Source organism: Rhizobium sp. P1_C7 (assembly GCF_056406295.1).
Window position 1 is genome coordinate 285,162 of the sequence record NZ_JBFUAL010000002.1, and the last position, 17,994, is coordinate 303,155.

13 protein-coding genes and 1 pseudogene are annotated in these 17,994 nt (G+C 60.3%); 6 read left to right on the forward strand and 8 right to left on the reverse strand.

Annotated features, from left to right (window positions below):
- Nucleotides 1-130 precede the first annotated feature (130 nt).
- The 4 genes from murI to AC1D2R_RS04530 all read right to left on the reverse strand — a co-directional run bounded on the left by murI (nt 131) and on the right by AC1D2R_RS04530 (nt 4,389).
- The gene (murI, locus tag AC1D2R_RS04515; RefSeq protein ID WP_477965167.1) at nt 131-934 is read right to left on the reverse strand and encodes a glutamate racemase; all 804 of its coding nucleotides are present in this window, start codon (nt 932-934) and stop codon (nt 131-133) included.
- The gene (locus AC1D2R_RS04520) at nt 915-1,745 is read right to left on the reverse strand and encodes an RNA methyltransferase (protein WP_477965169.1); all 831 of its coding nucleotides are present in this window, start codon (nt 1,743-1,745) and stop codon (nt 915-917) included. Before AC1D2R_RS04520 ends, murI begins: the two co-directional genes overlap by 20 nt.
- A gap of 59 nt (nt 1,746-1,804) precedes the next feature.
- Nucleotides 1,805-3,772, reverse strand: a complete 1,968-nt coding sequence (locus AC1D2R_RS04525; protein WP_477965171.1) for an FUSC family protein — start codon at nt 3,770-3,772, stop codon at nt 1,805-1,807.
- Nucleotides 3,773-3,858: 86 nt separating this feature from the next.
- A complete protein-coding gene (locus AC1D2R_RS04530; protein ID WP_477965173.1) occupies nt 3,859-4,389 on the reverse strand; it encodes a hypothetical protein in 531 nt (176 codons plus the stop codon).
- A gap of 187 nt (nt 4,390-4,576) precedes the next feature.
- Here AC1D2R_RS04530 and AC1D2R_RS04535 point away from each other — a divergent pair, with 187 nt between their 5' ends.
- From AC1D2R_RS04535 to AC1D2R_RS04545, 3 genes are all read left to right on the forward strand, one after another.
- On the forward strand, nt 4,577-5,788 hold the full coding sequence (locus tag AC1D2R_RS04535) for an NADP-dependent isocitrate dehydrogenase (RefSeq protein WP_477965175.1): 1,212 nt from the start codon (nt 4,577-4,579) through the stop codon (nt 5,786-5,788).
- A gap of 79 nt (nt 5,789-5,867) precedes the next feature.
- The gene (locus AC1D2R_RS04540) at nt 5,868-6,314 is read left to right on the forward strand and encodes an N-acetyltransferase family protein (protein ID WP_477965177.1); all 447 of its coding nucleotides are present in this window, start codon (nt 5,868-5,870) and stop codon (nt 6,312-6,314) included.
- A gap of 107 nt (nt 6,315-6,421) precedes the next feature.
- Nucleotides 6,422-7,051: a glutathione S-transferase family protein gene (locus tag AC1D2R_RS04545; protein ID WP_477965179.1), complete on the forward strand. Its 630-nt coding sequence runs from the start codon at nt 6,422-6,424 to the stop codon at nt 7,049-7,051.
- Between the two features lie 3 nt (nt 7,052-7,054).
- On the opposite strand, the pseudogene AC1D2R_RS04550 reads toward AC1D2R_RS04545, so the two are convergent.
- From AC1D2R_RS04550 to recA, 3 genes and pseudogenes are all read right to left on the reverse strand, one after another.
- A pseudogene (locus tag AC1D2R_RS04550) lies at nt 7,055-7,904 on the reverse strand (AraC family transcriptional regulator).
- A gap of 131 nt (nt 7,905-8,035) precedes the next feature.
- On the reverse strand, nt 8,036-10,696 hold the full coding sequence (gene alaS, locus AC1D2R_RS04555; protein WP_477965181.1) for an alanine--tRNA ligase: 2,661 nt from the start codon (nt 10,694-10,696) through the stop codon (nt 8,036-8,038).
- Between the two features lie 154 nt (nt 10,697-10,850).
- Nucleotides 10,851-11,930, reverse strand: coding sequence for a recombinase RecA (recA, locus tag AC1D2R_RS04560; protein WP_477965183.1), 1,080 nt, complete (start codon nt 11,928-11,930; stop codon nt 10,851-10,853).
- Nucleotides 11,931-12,170: 240 nt separating this feature from the next.
- Here recA and AC1D2R_RS04565 point away from each other — a divergent pair, with 240 nt between their 5' ends.
- Both AC1D2R_RS04565 and AC1D2R_RS04570 read left to right on the forward strand, forming a co-directional pair.
- Nucleotides 12,171-13,115, forward strand: coding sequence for a carbohydrate kinase family protein (locus AC1D2R_RS04565; protein ID WP_477965185.1), 945 nt, complete (start codon nt 12,171-12,173; stop codon nt 13,113-13,115).
- Between the two features lie 29 nt (nt 13,116-13,144).
- Nucleotides 13,145-14,071, forward strand: coding sequence for a pseudouridine-5'-phosphate glycosidase (locus AC1D2R_RS04570; protein ID WP_477965187.1), 927 nt, complete (start codon nt 13,145-13,147; stop codon nt 14,069-14,071).
- 29 nt (nt 14,072-14,100) lie between these two features.
- Here the strand turns inward: AC1D2R_RS04570 and cckA are convergent, their stop codons facing one another.
- On the reverse strand, nt 14,101-16,698 hold the full coding sequence (gene cckA, locus AC1D2R_RS04575) for a cell cycle histidine kinase CckA (RefSeq protein WP_477965189.1): 2,598 nt from the start codon (nt 16,696-16,698) through the stop codon (nt 14,101-14,103).
- Nucleotides 16,699-16,984: 286 nt separating this feature from the next.
- On the opposite strand from cckA, the gene AC1D2R_RS04580 reads away from it, so the two are divergent.
- Nucleotides 16,985-17,947, forward strand: coding sequence for a flagellar biosynthetic protein FliO (locus AC1D2R_RS04580; RefSeq protein ID WP_477965191.1), 963 nt, complete (start codon nt 16,985-16,987; stop codon nt 17,945-17,947).
- The last annotated feature ends 47 nt before the right edge of the window (nt 17,948-17,994 follow it).

Sequence of the window (17,994 nt, forward strand, 5' to 3'; positions counted from 1 at the left end):
CTCTGGGGCGGCCGAAGCTCGCCAGCGATTCCCCGTCCGCAACATTGCGCGATCGGCTCCGCGAAATAAAGCACCTGCAAAGCACCTACGCGGGAAAAGCCTCCCCGCGGCGGGTTAGACTGCACGCCCTTCATCGGGTGTTGAGACCGAAACCCTGCATCAGCCGTTTCGTCGGAAAATCAGGGTTTCCGGAGGTGAAAACGGCAAAGTCGAAATTGTCCGCATGAACGGCATCCGCCACATGGAGCACGAGGCTACGCGCCCGCCGGGCAATCGCCTCCGCCGGATCGAGCCAGTCGACCGGCCAGGGAGCAAGACGCCTGAACATATTGGCCATGAACGGATAATGGGTACAGGCGAGCACCACGATATCGGTCTTTCGACCATCCATCTCGACGAAACATTGGCCGATTTCCGAAAGCACCGCCTCGTCCGACACCGTATCACCACGAATATAGGCTTCCGCCATCCGGGCGAGGTTTTCCGAGCCGACGAGCCGCACGTGGCACTGCTGTGCAAACGACTGGATCAGATCGCGGGTATAGGCGCGCCTGACTGTCCCCGGCGTTGCCAGAACCGATACCAGCCCGGACCGCGTGCGCTCCGCTGCAGGCTTGATCGCCGGCACAGTGCCAACGAATGTCATCTGCGGAAACGCAGCCCTCAGGTCGGCGCCAACAAGCGTGAAGGCTGTATTGCAGGCAATGATGCAGACTTCGGGGTCGTGGTCCTGCAACAGCTTGGCAAAGAGCTCGATCACCCTTTCCTTCAGCGCCTGCTCCTCCCAGCCGCCATAGGGAAAGCCGGCATCGTCGGCGACATAGATGAAACCTCGCTCGGGCATCAGCACCCGAGCTTCTCGCAACACCGTTAGACCGCCAATCCCGGAATCGAAGACCAGGACCGGTTTCAGCTCATTCGCCAGTGCTGTCATCGTTCTGTGGTTCCTTGGCGTCTGCGGGGAACCGGCCTCCGCGCGGGCTCTTGCGCGAGAAGCGGTCCAGGGAGGAGATAACGCCGCGCAACACGCTGATTTCCTGCTCCGAGAAAGCGCGACGCGAGAGGACAGCTCTCAGATTGTCGATCATCTTTGGTTTTTTCCCGGCGGGATGGAAATATCCGCGCGCATCGAGAGCGTCTTCGAGCTGATCGAACAGACCGAATAGTTGATCCTTCGTGGACTGCGTCTGACCCATCGCCTGAAAAGGCACGGCGCCGAGATCCTCCATGCCGGATTTCATCCACTCGTAGGACATCAGCAGCACCGCCTGCGCGATGTTGAGCGATGCAAAAGCAGGATTGACCGGAAAGGTCACGATCTCGTCCGAAAGTGCAACCTCCTCGTTCGTTAGTCCCCAGCGCTCGCGACCGAAGAGAATGCCCGTTCCCTCCCCTGCGCGGAAACGTTCCCGCAACGTCTCGGCTGCGACCACCGGCGAGCGCACGGGCTTGAAACCGTCGCGTTCGCGCGCCGTGGTCGCATAGACGAAATTGAGGTCGGCCAAAGCCTGCTCGAGTGTATCGTAGACCTTGGTGGCTTCGATGACGTGATCGGCCTTCGACGCGGCGGCCTGCGCCTTCTCGTTCGGCCATCCATCGCGCGGATTTACAAGCCGCAGTTCGGCAAGACCGAAATTCGCCATGGCGCGCGCCACCATGCCGATGTTCTCGCCCATCTGCGGCTCGACCAGAATTATGACGGGGCCTTCCGCCAGAAGTTGCCGCTCGCTGTTCGTGCCTGCCATGAAGTCTCGATCCTTTTGCTATGCGCGGAAATAGCCAAGACTGCCCGAAACGTAAAGGCTTATACGTCGGGGTAAAGCCGAACGAGCGTCGAGCCTATCATTTCGACGCCAAGACGCGAGCCGGCGCTCGACACGGGTAGATGCCGACCGGTCCTGACCGGCGTTTTGCGGTCAACGAAGAAACATTCGGACCCACGCTTCGCGGCCGAGGCGGCCTGCGCAAGGTCCGCGTCAATGAGCTGTTGGGCGTCCGCATCCCTGACGGACGGATCATGGTACTTCGCCATGATCCGTGCCCAATAGGTGGCGGCGAGAAAGATTGCCAGCGTCTGCCGGATATGTCCCGGCCTGGTGACAAGGGACCAGCTCGAGCCCAACGGCCGTGCTGTTGTCGTAAGATCCCGATAGGAAGCATCGAGTTTCTGCGACAGCCCGATCAGCGTATTTTTCTGCTCGCCATCGGAAGCAGCCGCCAACAATTCGTCCAAGGCCGCGAACCATTTGCCAACCGCCACATCGAGTGCGCCCCGCGTGCGCGCCGGGAAGACGACGAAAGCGACGAGCGTACCGACAGCAGCGCCCAGCGCCGTCTCCTCGATACGCAGTAGCAACAGATCGACGGTCAGCGACCCGATCATACCATACACCAGACACAGAGCGATCGATACGAAGAAGGTCATCATCGCATAGGAAGTCTGCAGGAAATAGAACCCCAGGAAGATGGCAAGGCCCGTGACGGCCAGCGCGGCAGCCATTTGATGGCCAAGCAGGGTTGCCAGGACCAGACCAATCGCGATGCCGAACAGTGTTCCCATCGAGCGCTGCAGCGCTTTCATCGCGGTATCGCCACGCGAATTCGTGTTGGTAAACACCAGGAAAGACGCCAGGACCGCCCAGAACCACCGCTCGCGGGAAAGCGCCAGGCCGAGCGTCATCGCGATAGCTGACGCAAGAGTGATCTGAAACGCCGAGCGGATGAGTGGGTTGCGCAACGAGAAGTCGGGCCTTTGCTGCTTTCCGGGCACGTCGGCAACTGCGGCAATCTCGGCAAAACCTGTCTCGTGCCCCTGCACAATCGTGTCTGCGAGTTGGGTCCGCGCCCCGCCCAGACGAACCAGCGCTTGCGAGGTTTCCGCCTGCCGATCATCCTGTGTCGCCCGTGGCGACGGCGCCGGCATTCCCTCGATGATCGCATGCACGAGCTCGAACGACGGTAGGCTCTGGGCGCAGAGTACAATCGCGCTCTCTGCAGCAAGGTGCGCATCGAAGAGCCTGATCGCAAGCTCGCCGGCCGGCTCCGTTCCGGCGTCCAAGACGCCGCTTGGAGGCCGCGGAATAAAGCTCTCCGCCATGAGCACGACTTCCTTCAGCCGTTCCTCGAGTTGATTGAGCTCCTGCCGGTCCGTTTCCGAAACTCGCCTGTCCGCCGCCAGCGCCGCGATCTTGAACAGAATTTGATTGATGCGGCCCCGAACGCTCTCTAGCGAAAGAAGAAGGTCGTGCCGCCAATCGTCCGGAAGCACCACCGAGCGGACCGCATGCCCGACCAAGGCAGACACGACGGGGCCTATCGCGACCAGCGGAAGCTCCGCGATCGGCGGCCTAAAGTAGGCGCCCATGAAATAGGACGTAAAGGCAAACATTCCTACGGCATGCCCTCTCGCGCCGAAGACACGCGCCGAGGCAGCGAGAAAGATGATGAGTAGAAACACGCTGTCGGATACGTACCTGTGACCCTCCAGGCCAGCGGCGATACCGACAACGGCAAGGCTCACGGCGCACCCGAGAAGCCGTGTGATCAGCTGCTGCGTTCCGCCCTTGTCGCGCACCGCCACGCCGCCTTCGATCGACAGCACGATCCCGAGGCCATAGGACGCCGTCGGAAGCGGAAACAGCAGGTAGTGAATCGCCAGGAGTGCCGCAAACGACAAAGCGATGGTCAACGTGACGCGCAAAGCGGTCCGCAAACGTGACAGTGCTGGATCGTTGGCGAGCAGCCAATCTCGGAAGTCAAAACCGGAAAACAAGCAGTCAGGCCCCCAGCAGAGGATTGGCGTCTCACCCTACTGCTCAAATACCGTTGCCGGTTTTAAAATCAAATCAATCTTGTGCGTTACTCGCCCTTGGCGATCTGCACCATGGTGTTCTTCAGCGAATTCGGCGGCTTGCCCGGATCGCCTTCGGTGATGACGTCATCGATGACGGGCTTGCCGCTCTCATCGATCACCTGGAAGCGTACCGTTGTCACGGCCCGCTTGTCCGATCCGTCGTCCATACAGGTCGCCTTCTTGAAGGTCACGACCACTTCGGTTGCGCCATTGGCGCCGGGCCTGGGCGTATAGGCAAGATCCTGCAGCGGGCATGCGTCCTCGCCGTTCACGATAACGTCGTAATCGAAAGGGGAAATTCCGTCTTCGTCGGCTGCCGGATTCTGGACGGCGGCCTGATACTTCGTGATGAAATCCTTACTGTAGAGACGCGTCAGCCGGCTTGCGTCGAAGATGTCGACCCAGTCGCTGTCGGTCCCAGACCAGTTTTTGATCGTGGCATCCATGATCTCCTTGACTGGAGCTGTGGTGTCGCCAGCCAGTACAGGAGCGTTCAAGCCAAGCAGGAAGGCGAAAACGAGCGAGATCTTCTTCATGTTGATATGTCCGAGGCAATGGTTTCGCGCCGGAGACTACCCATTTTCGCCCGCTTGGCAATGCCCGCAAAAAGTGCGGCCCGGCCCGCTTCCGGCTTTGCACTCCCGGCTCACAGTGCTATAGCGCTCGGGATTTTACGCAACCCACCAGGGACGCCAGTCCTTTATAATCTAACGAGGCAGATACATGAAGAAGATCAAGGTCGCTAACCCCGTCGCCGATCTCGACGGCGATGAAATGACGCGCATCATCTGGCAGCTCATCAAGGATAAGCTGATCCATCCGTATCTCGACCTCGACATCGACTATTTCGACCTCTCCGTCGAAAACCGCGACGCCACTAACGACCAGGTGACGATCGACGCTGCCAACGCCATCAAGAAGCACGGCGTCGGCATCAAGTGCGCGACGATCACCCCCGATGAAGACCGCGTCAAGGAATTCAACCTCAAGCAGATGTGGAAGAGCCCGAACGGAACGATCCGCAACATCCTCGGCGGCGTCATCTTCCGCGAGCCGATCATCTGCCAGAACGTGCCGCGCCTCGTTCCCGGCTGGACCAAACCGATCGTCGTCGGCCGTCACGCTTTCGGCGACCAATATCGCGCCACCGATTTCAAATTCCCGGGCAAGGGCAAGCTGACGATCAAGTTCGTCGGCGAAGATGGCCAGGTCATCGAACGGGAAGTGTTCGACGCACCGGGTGCCGGCGTGGCCATGGCCATGTACAACCTCGACGAATCGATCCGCGAATTCGCCCGTGCCTCCATGATGTACGGCCTGATGCGCAAATGGCCGGTTTACCTGTCGACCAAGAACACCATCCTCAAGGCCTACGACGGCCGCTTCAAGGATATCTTCGAAGAGGTCTACCAGACCGAATTCAAGGATCAGTTCAAGGAAGTTGGCATCACCTACGAGCACCGGCTGATCGACGACATGGTCGCTTCCGCTCTGAAGTGGTCCGGCGGCTACGTCTGGGCGTGCAAGAACTACGACGGCGACGTGCAGTCCGACACCGTTGCCCAGGGCTTTGGTTCGCTCGGCCTGATGACCTCGGTCCTCTTGACGCCGGATGGCAAGACGGTTGAAGCCGAAGCGGCGCACGGCACGGTCACCCGCCACTATCGCCAGCACCAGAAGGGCCACGAAACCTCGACGAACTCGATCGCCTCGATCTTCGCCTGGACCCGCGGCCTCGCGCACCGCGCCAAGCTCGACGACAATGCCGAACTCGCAAAGTTCGCTGCAACGCTCGAAAAGGTCTGCGTCGACACAGTGGAGTCCGGTTTCATGACCAAGGATCTGGCGCTGCTCATCGGCCCGGATCAGCCGTGGCTCTCGACCACGGCTTTCCTCGACAAGATCGACGAGAACCTGCAGAAGGCAATGGCATAAACCATCAGCGACATGCGAACGTAGCGGCGGGGATTCCCCCGCCGTTTTCATTTAAGCCACATGATGGGGCAAGACAGAGATGACCACGAAGATCCGCGCGCTGCAGCCGTCCGATCGAGCCGCCTGGGAGCCGCTATGGGCCGGCTACCAGCGCTTCTACGAAGTCGCTATTCCGCCGGAGACGACCGAGCTCACCTGGAACCGCTTCCATGACTCCTCGGAGGAGATGTATGCACTCGGCGCTTTCGATAGCGAGGATCGTCTTGCCGGCATCGTCCACGCCATCTTTCATCGTTCCTGCTGGCTTCCGAAGTGGACCTGCTATCTTCAGGATCTCTATGTCGACGACACCAAGCGCGGCCTCGGAACAGGCGCGGCTCTGATCGACGCAGTGGCCGACCTCGCCCGCGAAAATGGCGCTGGCCGTCTCTATTGGATGACGCACGAAACCAACGCCTCGGCGCGAAAACTCTACGACAGGATCGCCGAGCGCTCCGGCTTCATCCAGTATCGCAAGGCACTGTGAGACAACACAACACATCCCTTTTTAAACGCGAACGGGCGACTATCTTCCTTGGAATGCGACCGCGCCTCGCGAGAGGTGGTGGCAGGGAAAACGACGAGGAGGAACGCGTGGCAGACGAGCTGATATTCTACACCAATCCCATGTCGCGGGGACGTATCGCCCGTTGGATGCTGGAGGAAACGGGCGTTCCCTACACGACGGAGGTGATGACCTTCGGCGGCACTATCAAGACGGCGGAATACTTGGCCGTGAACCCGATGGGTAAGGTGCCGGCCATCCTGCACGGCAAGACGGTCGTCACGGAATGTGCTGCCATCTGCGTCTACCTGGCCGAGACCTTCCCCGAAGCCGAGCTTGCGCCGCGGGCAGAAGAGCGCGGCAGCTACTATCGCTGGATGTTCTTCACCGCGGGCCCGCTGGAAGCCGCCGTCACCAACCATGCACTCGGCTTTCAGACGCCGCCGGAAAAAAGCCGGATGGCGGGATACGGCAGCTACGCCGACGTCATGAACACGCTGGAGAAAGCCGTCAGCGCGTCACCCTATATTACCGGCGATCGCTTCACCGCCGCAGACGTCTATGTCGGCTCCCATATCGGTTGGGGCTTGGGCTTCGGCACCATCGAGAAGCGCCAGGCCTTTGCCGACTATCTCGGCCGAGTCACCGACCGCGCCGGCTACAAACGTGCCGCCGCACTCGATGACGAGGCCATGAAGGCCCTTGAGAAGAGCGCCTGAGGCCTAGACGAGCGGTATGTGAATATCGGTGAGAAGCTCGGTCGGCGGCACCTCGCGCGGATTGTTGAGATACTCCTCAAACATCACGTTGTCGCGCAGTTGCCGGCCGGACTTTGGAAGCCATTCCGCATACAGCCACTGGTAGGCTTTGTGTATTTCGGCATTATTGCCCCGTGTGGCGTAGCACCGTACTCGCCGCCATCAAGCGTTCGCGGTTCCAGGGGCGGCTCCGAAACGATCGCACTATCGATGGTGACACAGGCGATCGAACGCAGTTCCTCCGACGGCACGATATCCGGATCCTCGAGATAGACGCCGATCATCCGCATGTCTGGCTTCGCCAGCGCACGCGAATAGAGCGTGCCGAACAGCGTCTCGAACGCCTAGCTGATCTGCATGTAGGAACCGGTATGGGGAATACCGATCAGTTAGATCGGCTCGATCTTCCGTAAGGTAATATCGGCATGGCTTGTGTCTTTCCGTGAGGTAAGGGTTCGAAGCCTATGTGGCTTCCCTCTTTCCGGTAGCGTGCCGGCGGCATGCCATAGACCGACTTAAAGATACGATTGAAGGACTGGAGATTGGGATAACCGGACCGCTTCGCAATCTCGCCGACAGAATGATCCGTGCGGACGATATCGCCCGCCGCGCGATGCAGCCGGAGCCGCTTGACGGTGGCCGCCAGCGTCTCCCCGTAGATCGCACGATAGATCCTGTGCCAGTGATAGCTCGACATGCAGGCGATCTCGGCGAGACGCTCCATATCCAGCTCCTCGTCGAGGTGGTCGTGGACATAGGCCGAAACCCGCCGCAGGCGGTTCTCGTAAGGCCTCCATGGCGTTTCGCCGTTCATCTCAAACCTCATGCAAAATCGATCGGCTGCAGAGAACCATAGCTTGATTTGAGAAATCCTGCTGACTTGACAAAGCGACAAAAAAAGCGGGGACAAGCCCCGCCTTTCTGATCCTCTCACGTCGCGTGAGTTCAGCTCGCCAGAGCCACCGCCACGGCTTCGATCGCCTCATCGGCCTTCCCGCCATCCGGCCCACCGGCCTGCGCCATATCAGGGCGGCCACCGCCTCCCTTACCTCCGAGCGCAGCAGAGGCAACACGCACGAGATCGACTGCGCTGAAGCGACCGACCAGATCCGGCGTCACGGCAACCACCGCACTGGCCTTGCCGTCTTCGGCAATGCCGATCAACGCGACAACGCCGGAGCCGAGGCTTGCCTTACCGTCATCGGCGAGACCCTTGAGATCCTTGGGATCGACACCCGAGATCGCCTTGCCCAGGAACTTGACGCCAGCAACGTCGCGAACGGCATCCGCCGGGCCACCCTGCCCGCCGCCCATGGCAAGCTTGCGCTTCGCATCGGCCAACTCGCGCTCCAGCTTGCGGCGCTCATCCACCAGCGCCTCGACGCGCGAAAGCACATCGGCCGGCTGGACCTTGAGCGTCGCAGCAAGCGATTTCACGCGCTCGTCCTGCTCGGCCAGGTATTCGCGCGCAGACTCGCCAGTCACCGCTTCGACACGCCGAACACCGGCACCGACGGCACTTTCGCCGAGAACACGGATAAGGCCGATCTGACCGGTGGCAGTGACATGCGTGCCGCCGCAAAGCTCGATCGAGTATGCCTTGCCGGCCTTCGCACCGCGCATGCCCTCTCCCATGGCCACAACACGAACTTCATCGCCGTACTTCTCGCCGAAAAGCGCCATCGCACCTTCAGCGATCGCATCGTCGACGCTCATCAGGCGCGTGGTGACAGGCGAGTTCTGCAGTACGATCTCGTTTGCCATATCCTCGACGACCTTCAGCTCGTCGGCCGACATCGGTTTCGGATGCGACACGTCGAAGCGTAGGCGCTCGGGCGCCACCAGCGAACCCTTCTGGGCAACGTGCGTGCCGAGAACCTCGCGAAGCGCCTCGTGCAACAGGTGAGTGGCGGAATGGTTGGCGCGCAACCTTGACCGGCGGGCATGATCGACCGTCAGCACCGCCTCGTCACCGGACTTCAGCGAGCCTTCGACAACGCTGCCTATATGGACGAAGACGCCTTCGCCCTTCTTCTGCGTATCCGATATATCGATCTTGGCGGTATCCGACGTGATGACGCCCGTGTCTCCCATCTGTCCACCGGATTCGCCATAGAACGGCGTCTGATTGACGATGACTTGCACCTTGTCGCCGGCGGCAGCCGAAGCGACGGAAGCACCATCCTTGACGATTGCCTGAACCACACCTTCGGCACTCTCGGTATCGTAGCCGAGAAATTCAGTCGCGCCGTGCTTCTCCCTGAGTTCGAACCAGATGGTTTCGGTTGCCTTGTCGCCGGAGCCCGTCCAATGCGAGCGGGCCTCCGCCTTCTGGCGTTCCATCGCATCGGTAAAGCTCGAAATGTCGACGCCGATTTCACGGGCGCGCAGCGCGTCCTGCGTCAGGTCGAGCGGGAAGCCGTAAGTGTCGTAAAGCTTGAACGCCGTTTCGCCATCGAGCATGTCGCCCTTGCCGAGCCTGCTCGTGGCGTCGGAAAGCAGCGATAGACCGCGCTCCAGAGTCTTGCGGAAACGGGTTTCTTCGAGCTTCAGCGTTTCGGAAATAAGGGATTCGGCGCGAACCAGTTCCGGATAGGCCCGGCCCATCTGCTGAACGAGCGTGGGCAGCAGCCTCCAGATCAGCGGATCCTTGGAGCCCAGCAACTGCGCATGGCGCATGGCGCGGCGCATGATGCGCCGCAGAACATAGCCGCGGCCTTCGTTCGACGGCAGGACACCGTCGGCGATCAGAAAAGCGGAGGAACGCAGGTGGTCGGCTATGACGCGATGGCTGGCGCGACGCTCGCCCTCGGCCTTGACACCGGTTGCCTCTTCCGAGGCCTGGATCAGGGCGCGAAACAGGTCGATGTCGTAGTTGTCGTGCTTGCCTTGCAAAACAGCGGCCACACGTTCAAGGCCCATGCCGGTATCGATCGACGGCCGCGGCAGGTCGACGCGTTCCTCCTTCGTCAGTTGCTCGTACTGCATGAAGACGAGGTTCCAGATCTCGATGAAACGGTCGCCATCCTCTTCCGGCGAGCCGGGAGGGCCGCCCCAGATGTGATCGCCGTGGTCGTAGAAAATCTCCGAACAGGGACCGCACGGACCGGTGTCGCCCATCGCCCAGAAATTGTCGCTGGTCGGGATGCGAATGATCTTGTCGTCCGACAGCCCGGCAATCTTCTTCCACAAGTTAAAAGCTTCGTCGTCGGTGTGATAGACGGTGACCAACAGGCGCTTGGGGTCAAGGCCGAATTCCTTGGTGATCAGGTTCCAGGCAAGTTCAATCGCCCGTTCCTTGAAATAGTCTCCGAAGGAGAAATTGCCCAGCATCTCGAAGAACGTATGGTGGCGCGCTGTATAACCCACATTGTCTAGATCGTTGTGCTTGCCGCCCGCGCGTACGCACTTCTGCGCAGTGGACGCCGTTTTGTAGGGACGCTGCTCGAGACCGGTAAAGACATTCTTGAACTGTACCATGCCCGCATTGGTGAACATCAATGTCGGGTCGTTGCGCGGCACCAACGGGCTCGACGGAACAATCTCGTGGCCGTTCTTCTTGAAATAGTCGAGGAAGGTCGACCGGATATCATTCACACCGCTCATGCTATGCCCTTCAATGCTGCCAGAGGCAGGTCAAAACGTAAAGTCAGTGGCTTTTATCGTCCGCGTTAACCACTGTCCAGCAGACAAACAAAACCGGCCGAATTCTGATGAAGGAATGCGGCCGGTTTCAAACTATCAGCAAACTGCAGAAGACTTAGCCTTCGCCGTCCCCTTCATTGGCATCGGGCCCACCATTCTGAAGCTGCTCGGCGATCAAGCCGGCATTCTGGCGGATCGACGTCTCGATCTCGCGCATCACCTCAGGATTGTCGCGCAGGAAGATCTTCGCGTTTTCGCGGCCCTGGCCGAGGCGCTGGCTGTTGTAGGAAAACCAAGCACCAGACTTTTCGACGATACCGGCCTTGACGCCGAGGTCGACCAGTTCGCCGGTCTTGGAGACGCCTTCGCCATACATGATGTCGAATTCAACCTGTTTGAAGGGAGGCGCCATCTTGTTCTTGACGACCTTGACGCGCGTCTGGTTGCCGATCACCTCTTCGCGCTCCTTGACCGCTCCGATACGGCGGATGTCGAGGCGGACGGAAGCGTAGAACTTCAGCGCGTTGCCGCCGGTCGTCGTTTCCGGCGAACCGAACATGACGCCGATCTTCATGCGAATCTGGTTGATGAAGATGACCATGGTCTTGGACTTCGAGATAGAAGCCGTCAGCTTGCGCAGCGCCTGGCTCATCAGTCGTGCCTGGAGACCCGGCAGGCTATCGCCCATCTCACCTTCGATTTCAGCACGCGGCGTCAGTGCGGCAACGGAATCGACTACAAGCACGTCGATGGCGCCGGAACGCACCAGTGTATCCGTGATTTCTAGGGCCTGCTCGCCGGTATCCGGCTGCGAGATCAGAAGATTGTGCAGATCGACGCCGAGCTTGCGGGCATAGACCGGATCGAGCGCGTGTTCAGCGTCTACGAAGGCGCAGATGCCACCCTTCTTCTGCGCTTCCGCAATGGTCTGCAGCGCCAACGTCGTCTTGCCCGAGCTTTCCGGTCCGTAAATCTCGATGATGCGCCCCTTGGGTAAGCCGCCGATTCCGAGCGCGATATCCAGCCCGAGAGAGCCCGTCGAAACAGTCTCAATCTCGACGACGCTCTCATTCGAGCCGAGCTTCATGATAGAGCCCTTGCCGAACGACCGCTCGATCTGTGAGAGTGCCGCTTCAAGTGCCTTGCTTTTGTCCACCGATTTGTCCTCTACAAGCCGCAATGTATTCTGTGACATTCGATCCACCTTTAGGTTATTGAAGCCGCTCAATCAATGTCGCCGCCGATATCGATTTTGTACCGCATTTGTTCTTGTGCCGCAAGTGCCGTTCAAGCGATTGAAAGGAAAAGGTAAAACGGCCTGTGTTCTACATTTGTTTTATCCATGGAAAGCAAGGCCTTACGCAAGCGTTTCAGGGCTCTTCGCCCTTCCATTCAACGGGACGATTCGGATCGTCTAGCGACACGAGACGGTGATATGCGGAAGAAGATTCTTGTTTTGGGCGGAGCCCACATCGACAGGCGTGGCCGCATCTCGGGAGAGACGTCGTTGGGTGCCAGCAACCCTGGTTCCTGGTTCGAGGAGCCGGGCGGCGGCGGTTTCAACGCAGCGCGCAATCTCGCCCGACTGGGCTTCGACGTCACGATGATCTCTCCGCGCGGCGGCGACCCGACAGGCGAAATGGTGAGCGAGGCTGCGGACTATGCCGGCATCGACGATCGGCCATTTGTCTTCCTCGATCGCAAGACGCCAAGCTACACCGCAATCATCGAACGCGACGGCAATCTGGTCATCGCGCTAGCGGATATGGATCTCTACCGCATGTTCGTGCCACGGCGCCTGTCCATTCGCGCGGTCCGCGACGCCTTTGCGGCCGCGGATTTCATCCTCTTCGATGCCAACCTGCCGGAAAACACGCTCGCTGCCATCGTTGCCCGTGCAAGCGCGCTCGGCAAACCGGTCGGCGCTATTGCGATCTCGCCGGCCAAGGTGGTGAAGCTGAAACCATGCATGCAAGGCATCGACTACCTCTTCCTCAATGAAGCGGAAGCCACAGCGCTTACCGGCGAACGTCCGAACGACCCGTCGCATTGGCCGTCACTGCTTGGTGACACGGGCCTCAGGGGCGGGGTGGTGACCCGCGGGCAGCGCGAACTGATCGCCTTTGCGAATGGTCGGGTTGTTGCGCTGCAGCCAGCTGATGTCGCCGACGTGGCAGACGTCACCGGCGCAGGAGATTCCCTCGCCGCCGGGGTCATTGACGCACTCATGCGTGGGCTGCCGCTCGCGGACGCCGTCCGGAATGGCGCGGCTGCGGCGGCTCTCACCGTTCAATCGCCGCACGCCGTGAACGAAAAACTCTCCGCTGATCTGCTGAAACAGACACTTGCTCTTGTCCCTGAGCCAAGAATTCTGCATTGAAGCGCTAATAGAATGAAATGGAAGATACAATGACGAAGCCTGTGTCCCCTCTCCTGCCGATCGCTTATTCGAGAGAAGTTGCCAGCGCCAAGCAGCGCGGTGCGCCGATCGTGGCCTTGGAATCCACGATCATCACCCATGGCATGCCCTATCCCGGCAACATCGAAATGGCGCGAAGCGTTGAATCGATCATTCGTGAACAGGGTGCGGTCCCCGCGACCATCGCAGTCATCCACGGCACGCTGCACATCGGCCTGGAAGCCGAGGAACTCGAGCAGCTTGCGCAGGCAAAAGACGTTCTGAAGGTCTCCCGCGCCGACCTCGCCTTCGCGATCGCCGAACGTCGCCACGGCGCGACAACGGTCGCCGCGACGATGATTGCGGCCGAACGCGCAGGTATCAAGGTCTTCGCAACCGGTGGCATCGGCGGTGTCCATCGCGGCGCTGAAGACAGCTTCGACGTATCAGCCGACCTCGAGGAGCTCGGCCGCACCGGCGTCATCGTTGTCTGCGCCGGCGCAAAGGCGATCCTCGACATCCCGAAGACCCTGGAAGTCCTCGAAACGGCGGGCGTCCCGGTCGTCACCTACGAAAGCGAAGAGTTCCCGGCCTTCTGGTCGCGGTCGTCTGGCCTGCGCAGTCCGCTGACGCTGAACAGCCCCGCGGCGATTGCCAACTTCCAGACTGTTCGCGAGCAGCTCGGCATCGACGGTGGCATGCTGATTGCCAATCCGGTGCCGGAAGCGGACGAAATCGCGCGCGAAGAGATGGAAATCTACATCGAGCGAGCGCTTGACAGCGCTGAGCGCGACGAGATCAGCGGCAAGGCGGTCACGCCCTATCTGCTCAGCACCATCTTCGACCTAACCGACGGCCAGAGCCTGAAGACCAACATCGCGCTTGTCGAAAACAACGCGCGCCTGGCAGCGGAAATCGCCGTCGCACTGACGGCCTAATCGATAACGGAGGCGTTCAGGCGCCTCCCTTAGCTGTCCAGCGTCTCCTTGACGACCACAGCGAGCTGCTTCAGGGAGAACGGCTTCGGCAGGAAGCCGAATTTCGATTCCGGCGGCAGGTTACGGGCAAACGCGTCCTCGGCGTATCCCGAGACAAAAATGAACTTCAGGTCCGGATATGTCTTGCGGAGCTCGCGCAAAAGCGTGGGCCCGTCCATTTCGGGCATCACCACGTCGGAGACGACGATATCGACCTTGCCGTCCAGCTCTTCCATGATTTCCAGCGCCTCAACGCCGGAACCGGCTTCGTGAACGGTATAGCCGCGAGTCTCGAGCATTCGCTTGCCGCCGCGGCGCACAGCCTCTTCGTCCTCAACCAGCAGAATTACCGCCGAACCGGTGAGATCTTCGGGCTGCTCGGGCGTCGCTGTCTGTTGGGTGGCCGCGCCGGTGGCGAGCGTTGCCGCTTCCGCCTCTGCGGCAATCGCCGGATCGACAATATGGCGCGGCAGGAAGACGCGGAAGGTCGTTCCCTTGCCAATTTCGGATTCCGGCTGGATGTAGCCACCCGATTGCTTGACGATGCCGTACACCATGGCCAAGCCGAGCCCGGTTCCCTTGCCCACTTCCTTGGTGGTGAAGAAAGGCTCGAAGATCTTGTCCATGATTTCTGGCGCGATCCCCGTTCCGTTGTCCGAAACCTCGACCAGCACCATGTCCTCGTTCGGCATGTAGGAATAATTGAAGGCCGCGACCTCATTCGCCGTTACATTCTTCGTGCGCAGCGTCAGCTTGCCACCCTGCGGCATGGCATCCCGAGCATTGACGCAGAGATTGATTAGCACCTGCTCGAACTGGGAAAGGTCCGTCTTTACCGGCCACAGGTCACGCCCGTACTCCACATCGAGCTTGACGTTCGTTCCGGAAAGAAGCCGGTCGACGAGCATCCGGAGATCACCGACCAAATCCGTCAGGTTGAGCACCGTCGGCCGCATCGTCTGCTTGCGCGAGAAGGCGAGGAGTTGGCGCACAAGAACAGCGGCACGGTTTGCATTGCGCTTGATTTCCATCAGGTCGGCAAAGCCGGGATCCGCCGGTCGCGCCTGCAGTAGCAGGTGGTCGGACGAAAGCAGGATCGCCGTCAGAACGTTGTTGAAATCATGCGCGATTCCTCCCGCAAGCGTACCTACAGCATTCATTTTCTGCGTCTGCGCCATCTGCGCCTCAAGCGCCTTCTGCTCCGTCACCTCGACAGCGTAGACGATGGCAGCCTCTTCCGGGGCCTCGTCGCTTTGATCGATCACAGCGTTTACATAGAAGCGGAAATGACGCGAATCGTCTGCCTGCGTTTTGGAATCGATCGGCGGGATATCGCCTTGACGGTCCTTCGCCGCTGCCAGCGCGTGTTGCAAGCGCGGTTTGTCGATATCCTGCACGATGGTCTCGAAGAACGCACCGTACTCGACGTCGTCACGGGAGACTATGCCGGAGAAGAGCTTCAGGAACGGTGCATTTGTCCGCAGAATGCGGCCGTTGCCATCAACCGAGGCGATCGCCATCGGCGTGTTGTTGAAAAAGCGGGTAAAGCGCATTGATGCGGCAGACGCGGACTGGTCACTTTCGTTGCCTTGCCGACGCGTCAGCACGATCGTCCGGCTTTCGCCCGGCGCACCGTCGCGCATAGACGTGACGCTATGAACGATCTGCACCGGGACGCTCTGCCCGGTGGATCGCTTGAGATCGAGGTCGAGCGTCACCGTCTTCTTGAGGCCTGGATCAGCCTGAACGGATTGAATAAGCGCCAGCCCCTCGCCGGCCACCAGATCGCCGATGGTCATCGAGCCAGGAACGAACTTGGTGAGGTCGATACCCAACCATTCGGCCAAGGTGGCGTTTAGATAGAAGATCTCTCCTTTGCGTCCAGCTGAAAAGAAACCAGCCGGTGCATGATCCAGATAGTCGATCGCATTCTGCAGTTCCTTGAAGAAGCGCTCCTGATCGTCCCGTTCCGAGGTGATGTCGCTGATCTGCCAGATGCGCAGCGGCTTGCCGCCGCTTTCTTCGCCCTGCAGCACGCGCGCCTTCAGGCGATACCAATGCGCTCCGGATCCGTTGACCGACGGTCCGAGAGCCCGCAACAGTCTGAATTCCTCGCGCCCCTCCTTGCCGTCTCTCAAGCCGTTGGAAAGGCGGTAGAGGGCTTCGTTCGATTCACGATGGCGGGACAGGAGCGCCTCAAGCGTCTGCACCTCTGTGGCTTTGCGGGCACCGGTCAACGCCCCGTAAGCAGCGTTGGCATAAACGATACGGCCTTTCTCGTCGGTAATCAGCGAACCGTCAGGATGACTGTTCAGAAACGCACGCGCCAGACTGTCGGATTGATGTTGGGGCATCACCTCGATAAAGCCGATGATCGACGAGACCAGGAAGAAGATGCCGACCATGGCCAGCACGCCAAGGACGCCCAGAACCATTTCGTTGTCCAGCGAACTCTTGAAGACAACAAAACCGGCAGCAGCGCCGATCAGCACCAGCGCAAGCAACAGAATGCGCAATGCCGTCCCCGCGCGCCCTCCTCGCTCAACGAGCGGTTCGCTAAAATTATCGGCCTGACGCGGTTTCGTCATCTAGTCCCTCGCATTGCCTGCCCGTCGTCTCTCGCAACAGAGAGAAGAAGCAGGAATCAGGCGCTTCTTTATTCTTAGCAACTTGCTGCTCAACCAAAAACACCGCGAACCATGAAGAGTGATTGAATTCACAAGCAACAGCGCCACTTTTGCCGTTAAAGTGCACGGTTGGAAGGCCTGCACGATTCCACATCGCCGTTCCACTGACTGGACAATGCGCATAACCCTTGTTTACGAAGCGGAAAAGTCGTCATGTGGTTGAAAGTCGCAAAGGGAGTACGTGAAGATGTTCGATGACCTGGTGGGCGCTTATGGAAGTCGCTTCCTTCTTGCTGCCGGCGGTGTTGGCATCGCGCTGCTGCTCCTCGTCGCGGTGCTCCTGATCATGCGCGGTCGGGCGTCGTCGCCATTCGTCAGGGGTGGGCGGAACCGCCAGCCCCGTCTGCAGGTCCTCGATGCTGCAGCCGTAGACGCTCGACGACGCCTCGTTCTCGTCCGCCGGGACGACGTCGAACATCTGGTGATGATCGGCGGGCCGACCGATATCGTGATCGAAAGCAGAATTCTGCCGATCGCAGAATCCGAACCGGAGCCTGCGCGGGTCCCATCGACGGAACAGCCCGTGATGGTCGCAGAAGCAGAACCCGTCGCGCACGATGTCTCCAGGCCCGTGATGGCAAGCAGCCTGGCGTCCGTTGAGAAGTACGTGCCGGAGCCTGCGCCGATCGACGTGCCACCCAATCCGGTGCCGCGTCAGCCGGCAGCACCGGCTGCAACGGAGGCGGGAACCGTACAGCGTCCCGCTCCACCTATCGAGTCGCACCCGAAGCAACAGACCTTCGTCGCGCCCGAACCGGCCATTATCGAGGCGTCCGCCGCAGCCGATATCCTCGATTCAGCTCGCCAGCGGGTTCTGGCTCCGCAGCGTGTCGAGCCCCAGCTGATCAATCCGGCCGTCAGCTATCCCGCCGCTGTTCAGCTAAGCACGCCACCGACGGGCAACCCCGCCGGCGCGACAGCGCAGCCGAGCGATTTCCAGCGCGTTCTTGAAGAGGAGATGACGAGCACGCTTGCAGCAGAGCGCATCGTTCCTGCTCAGAATGCGCCAATCCGCCCCTTGCCCGGCCAGGCCCCCGGCAATCTTCCGCGGCGTGATCCGGAGATGGCACCCATTACGGGTGCCGACGCCGCGCTTCAGAACGAAGTTGCGCGCATCTTTGGCGAGATGAGCGTTAACCGGGACAAATAGCTGGTTCGGCAACGTCGGCCGCCAGTCCCCGAAATGAAAAAAGGCAC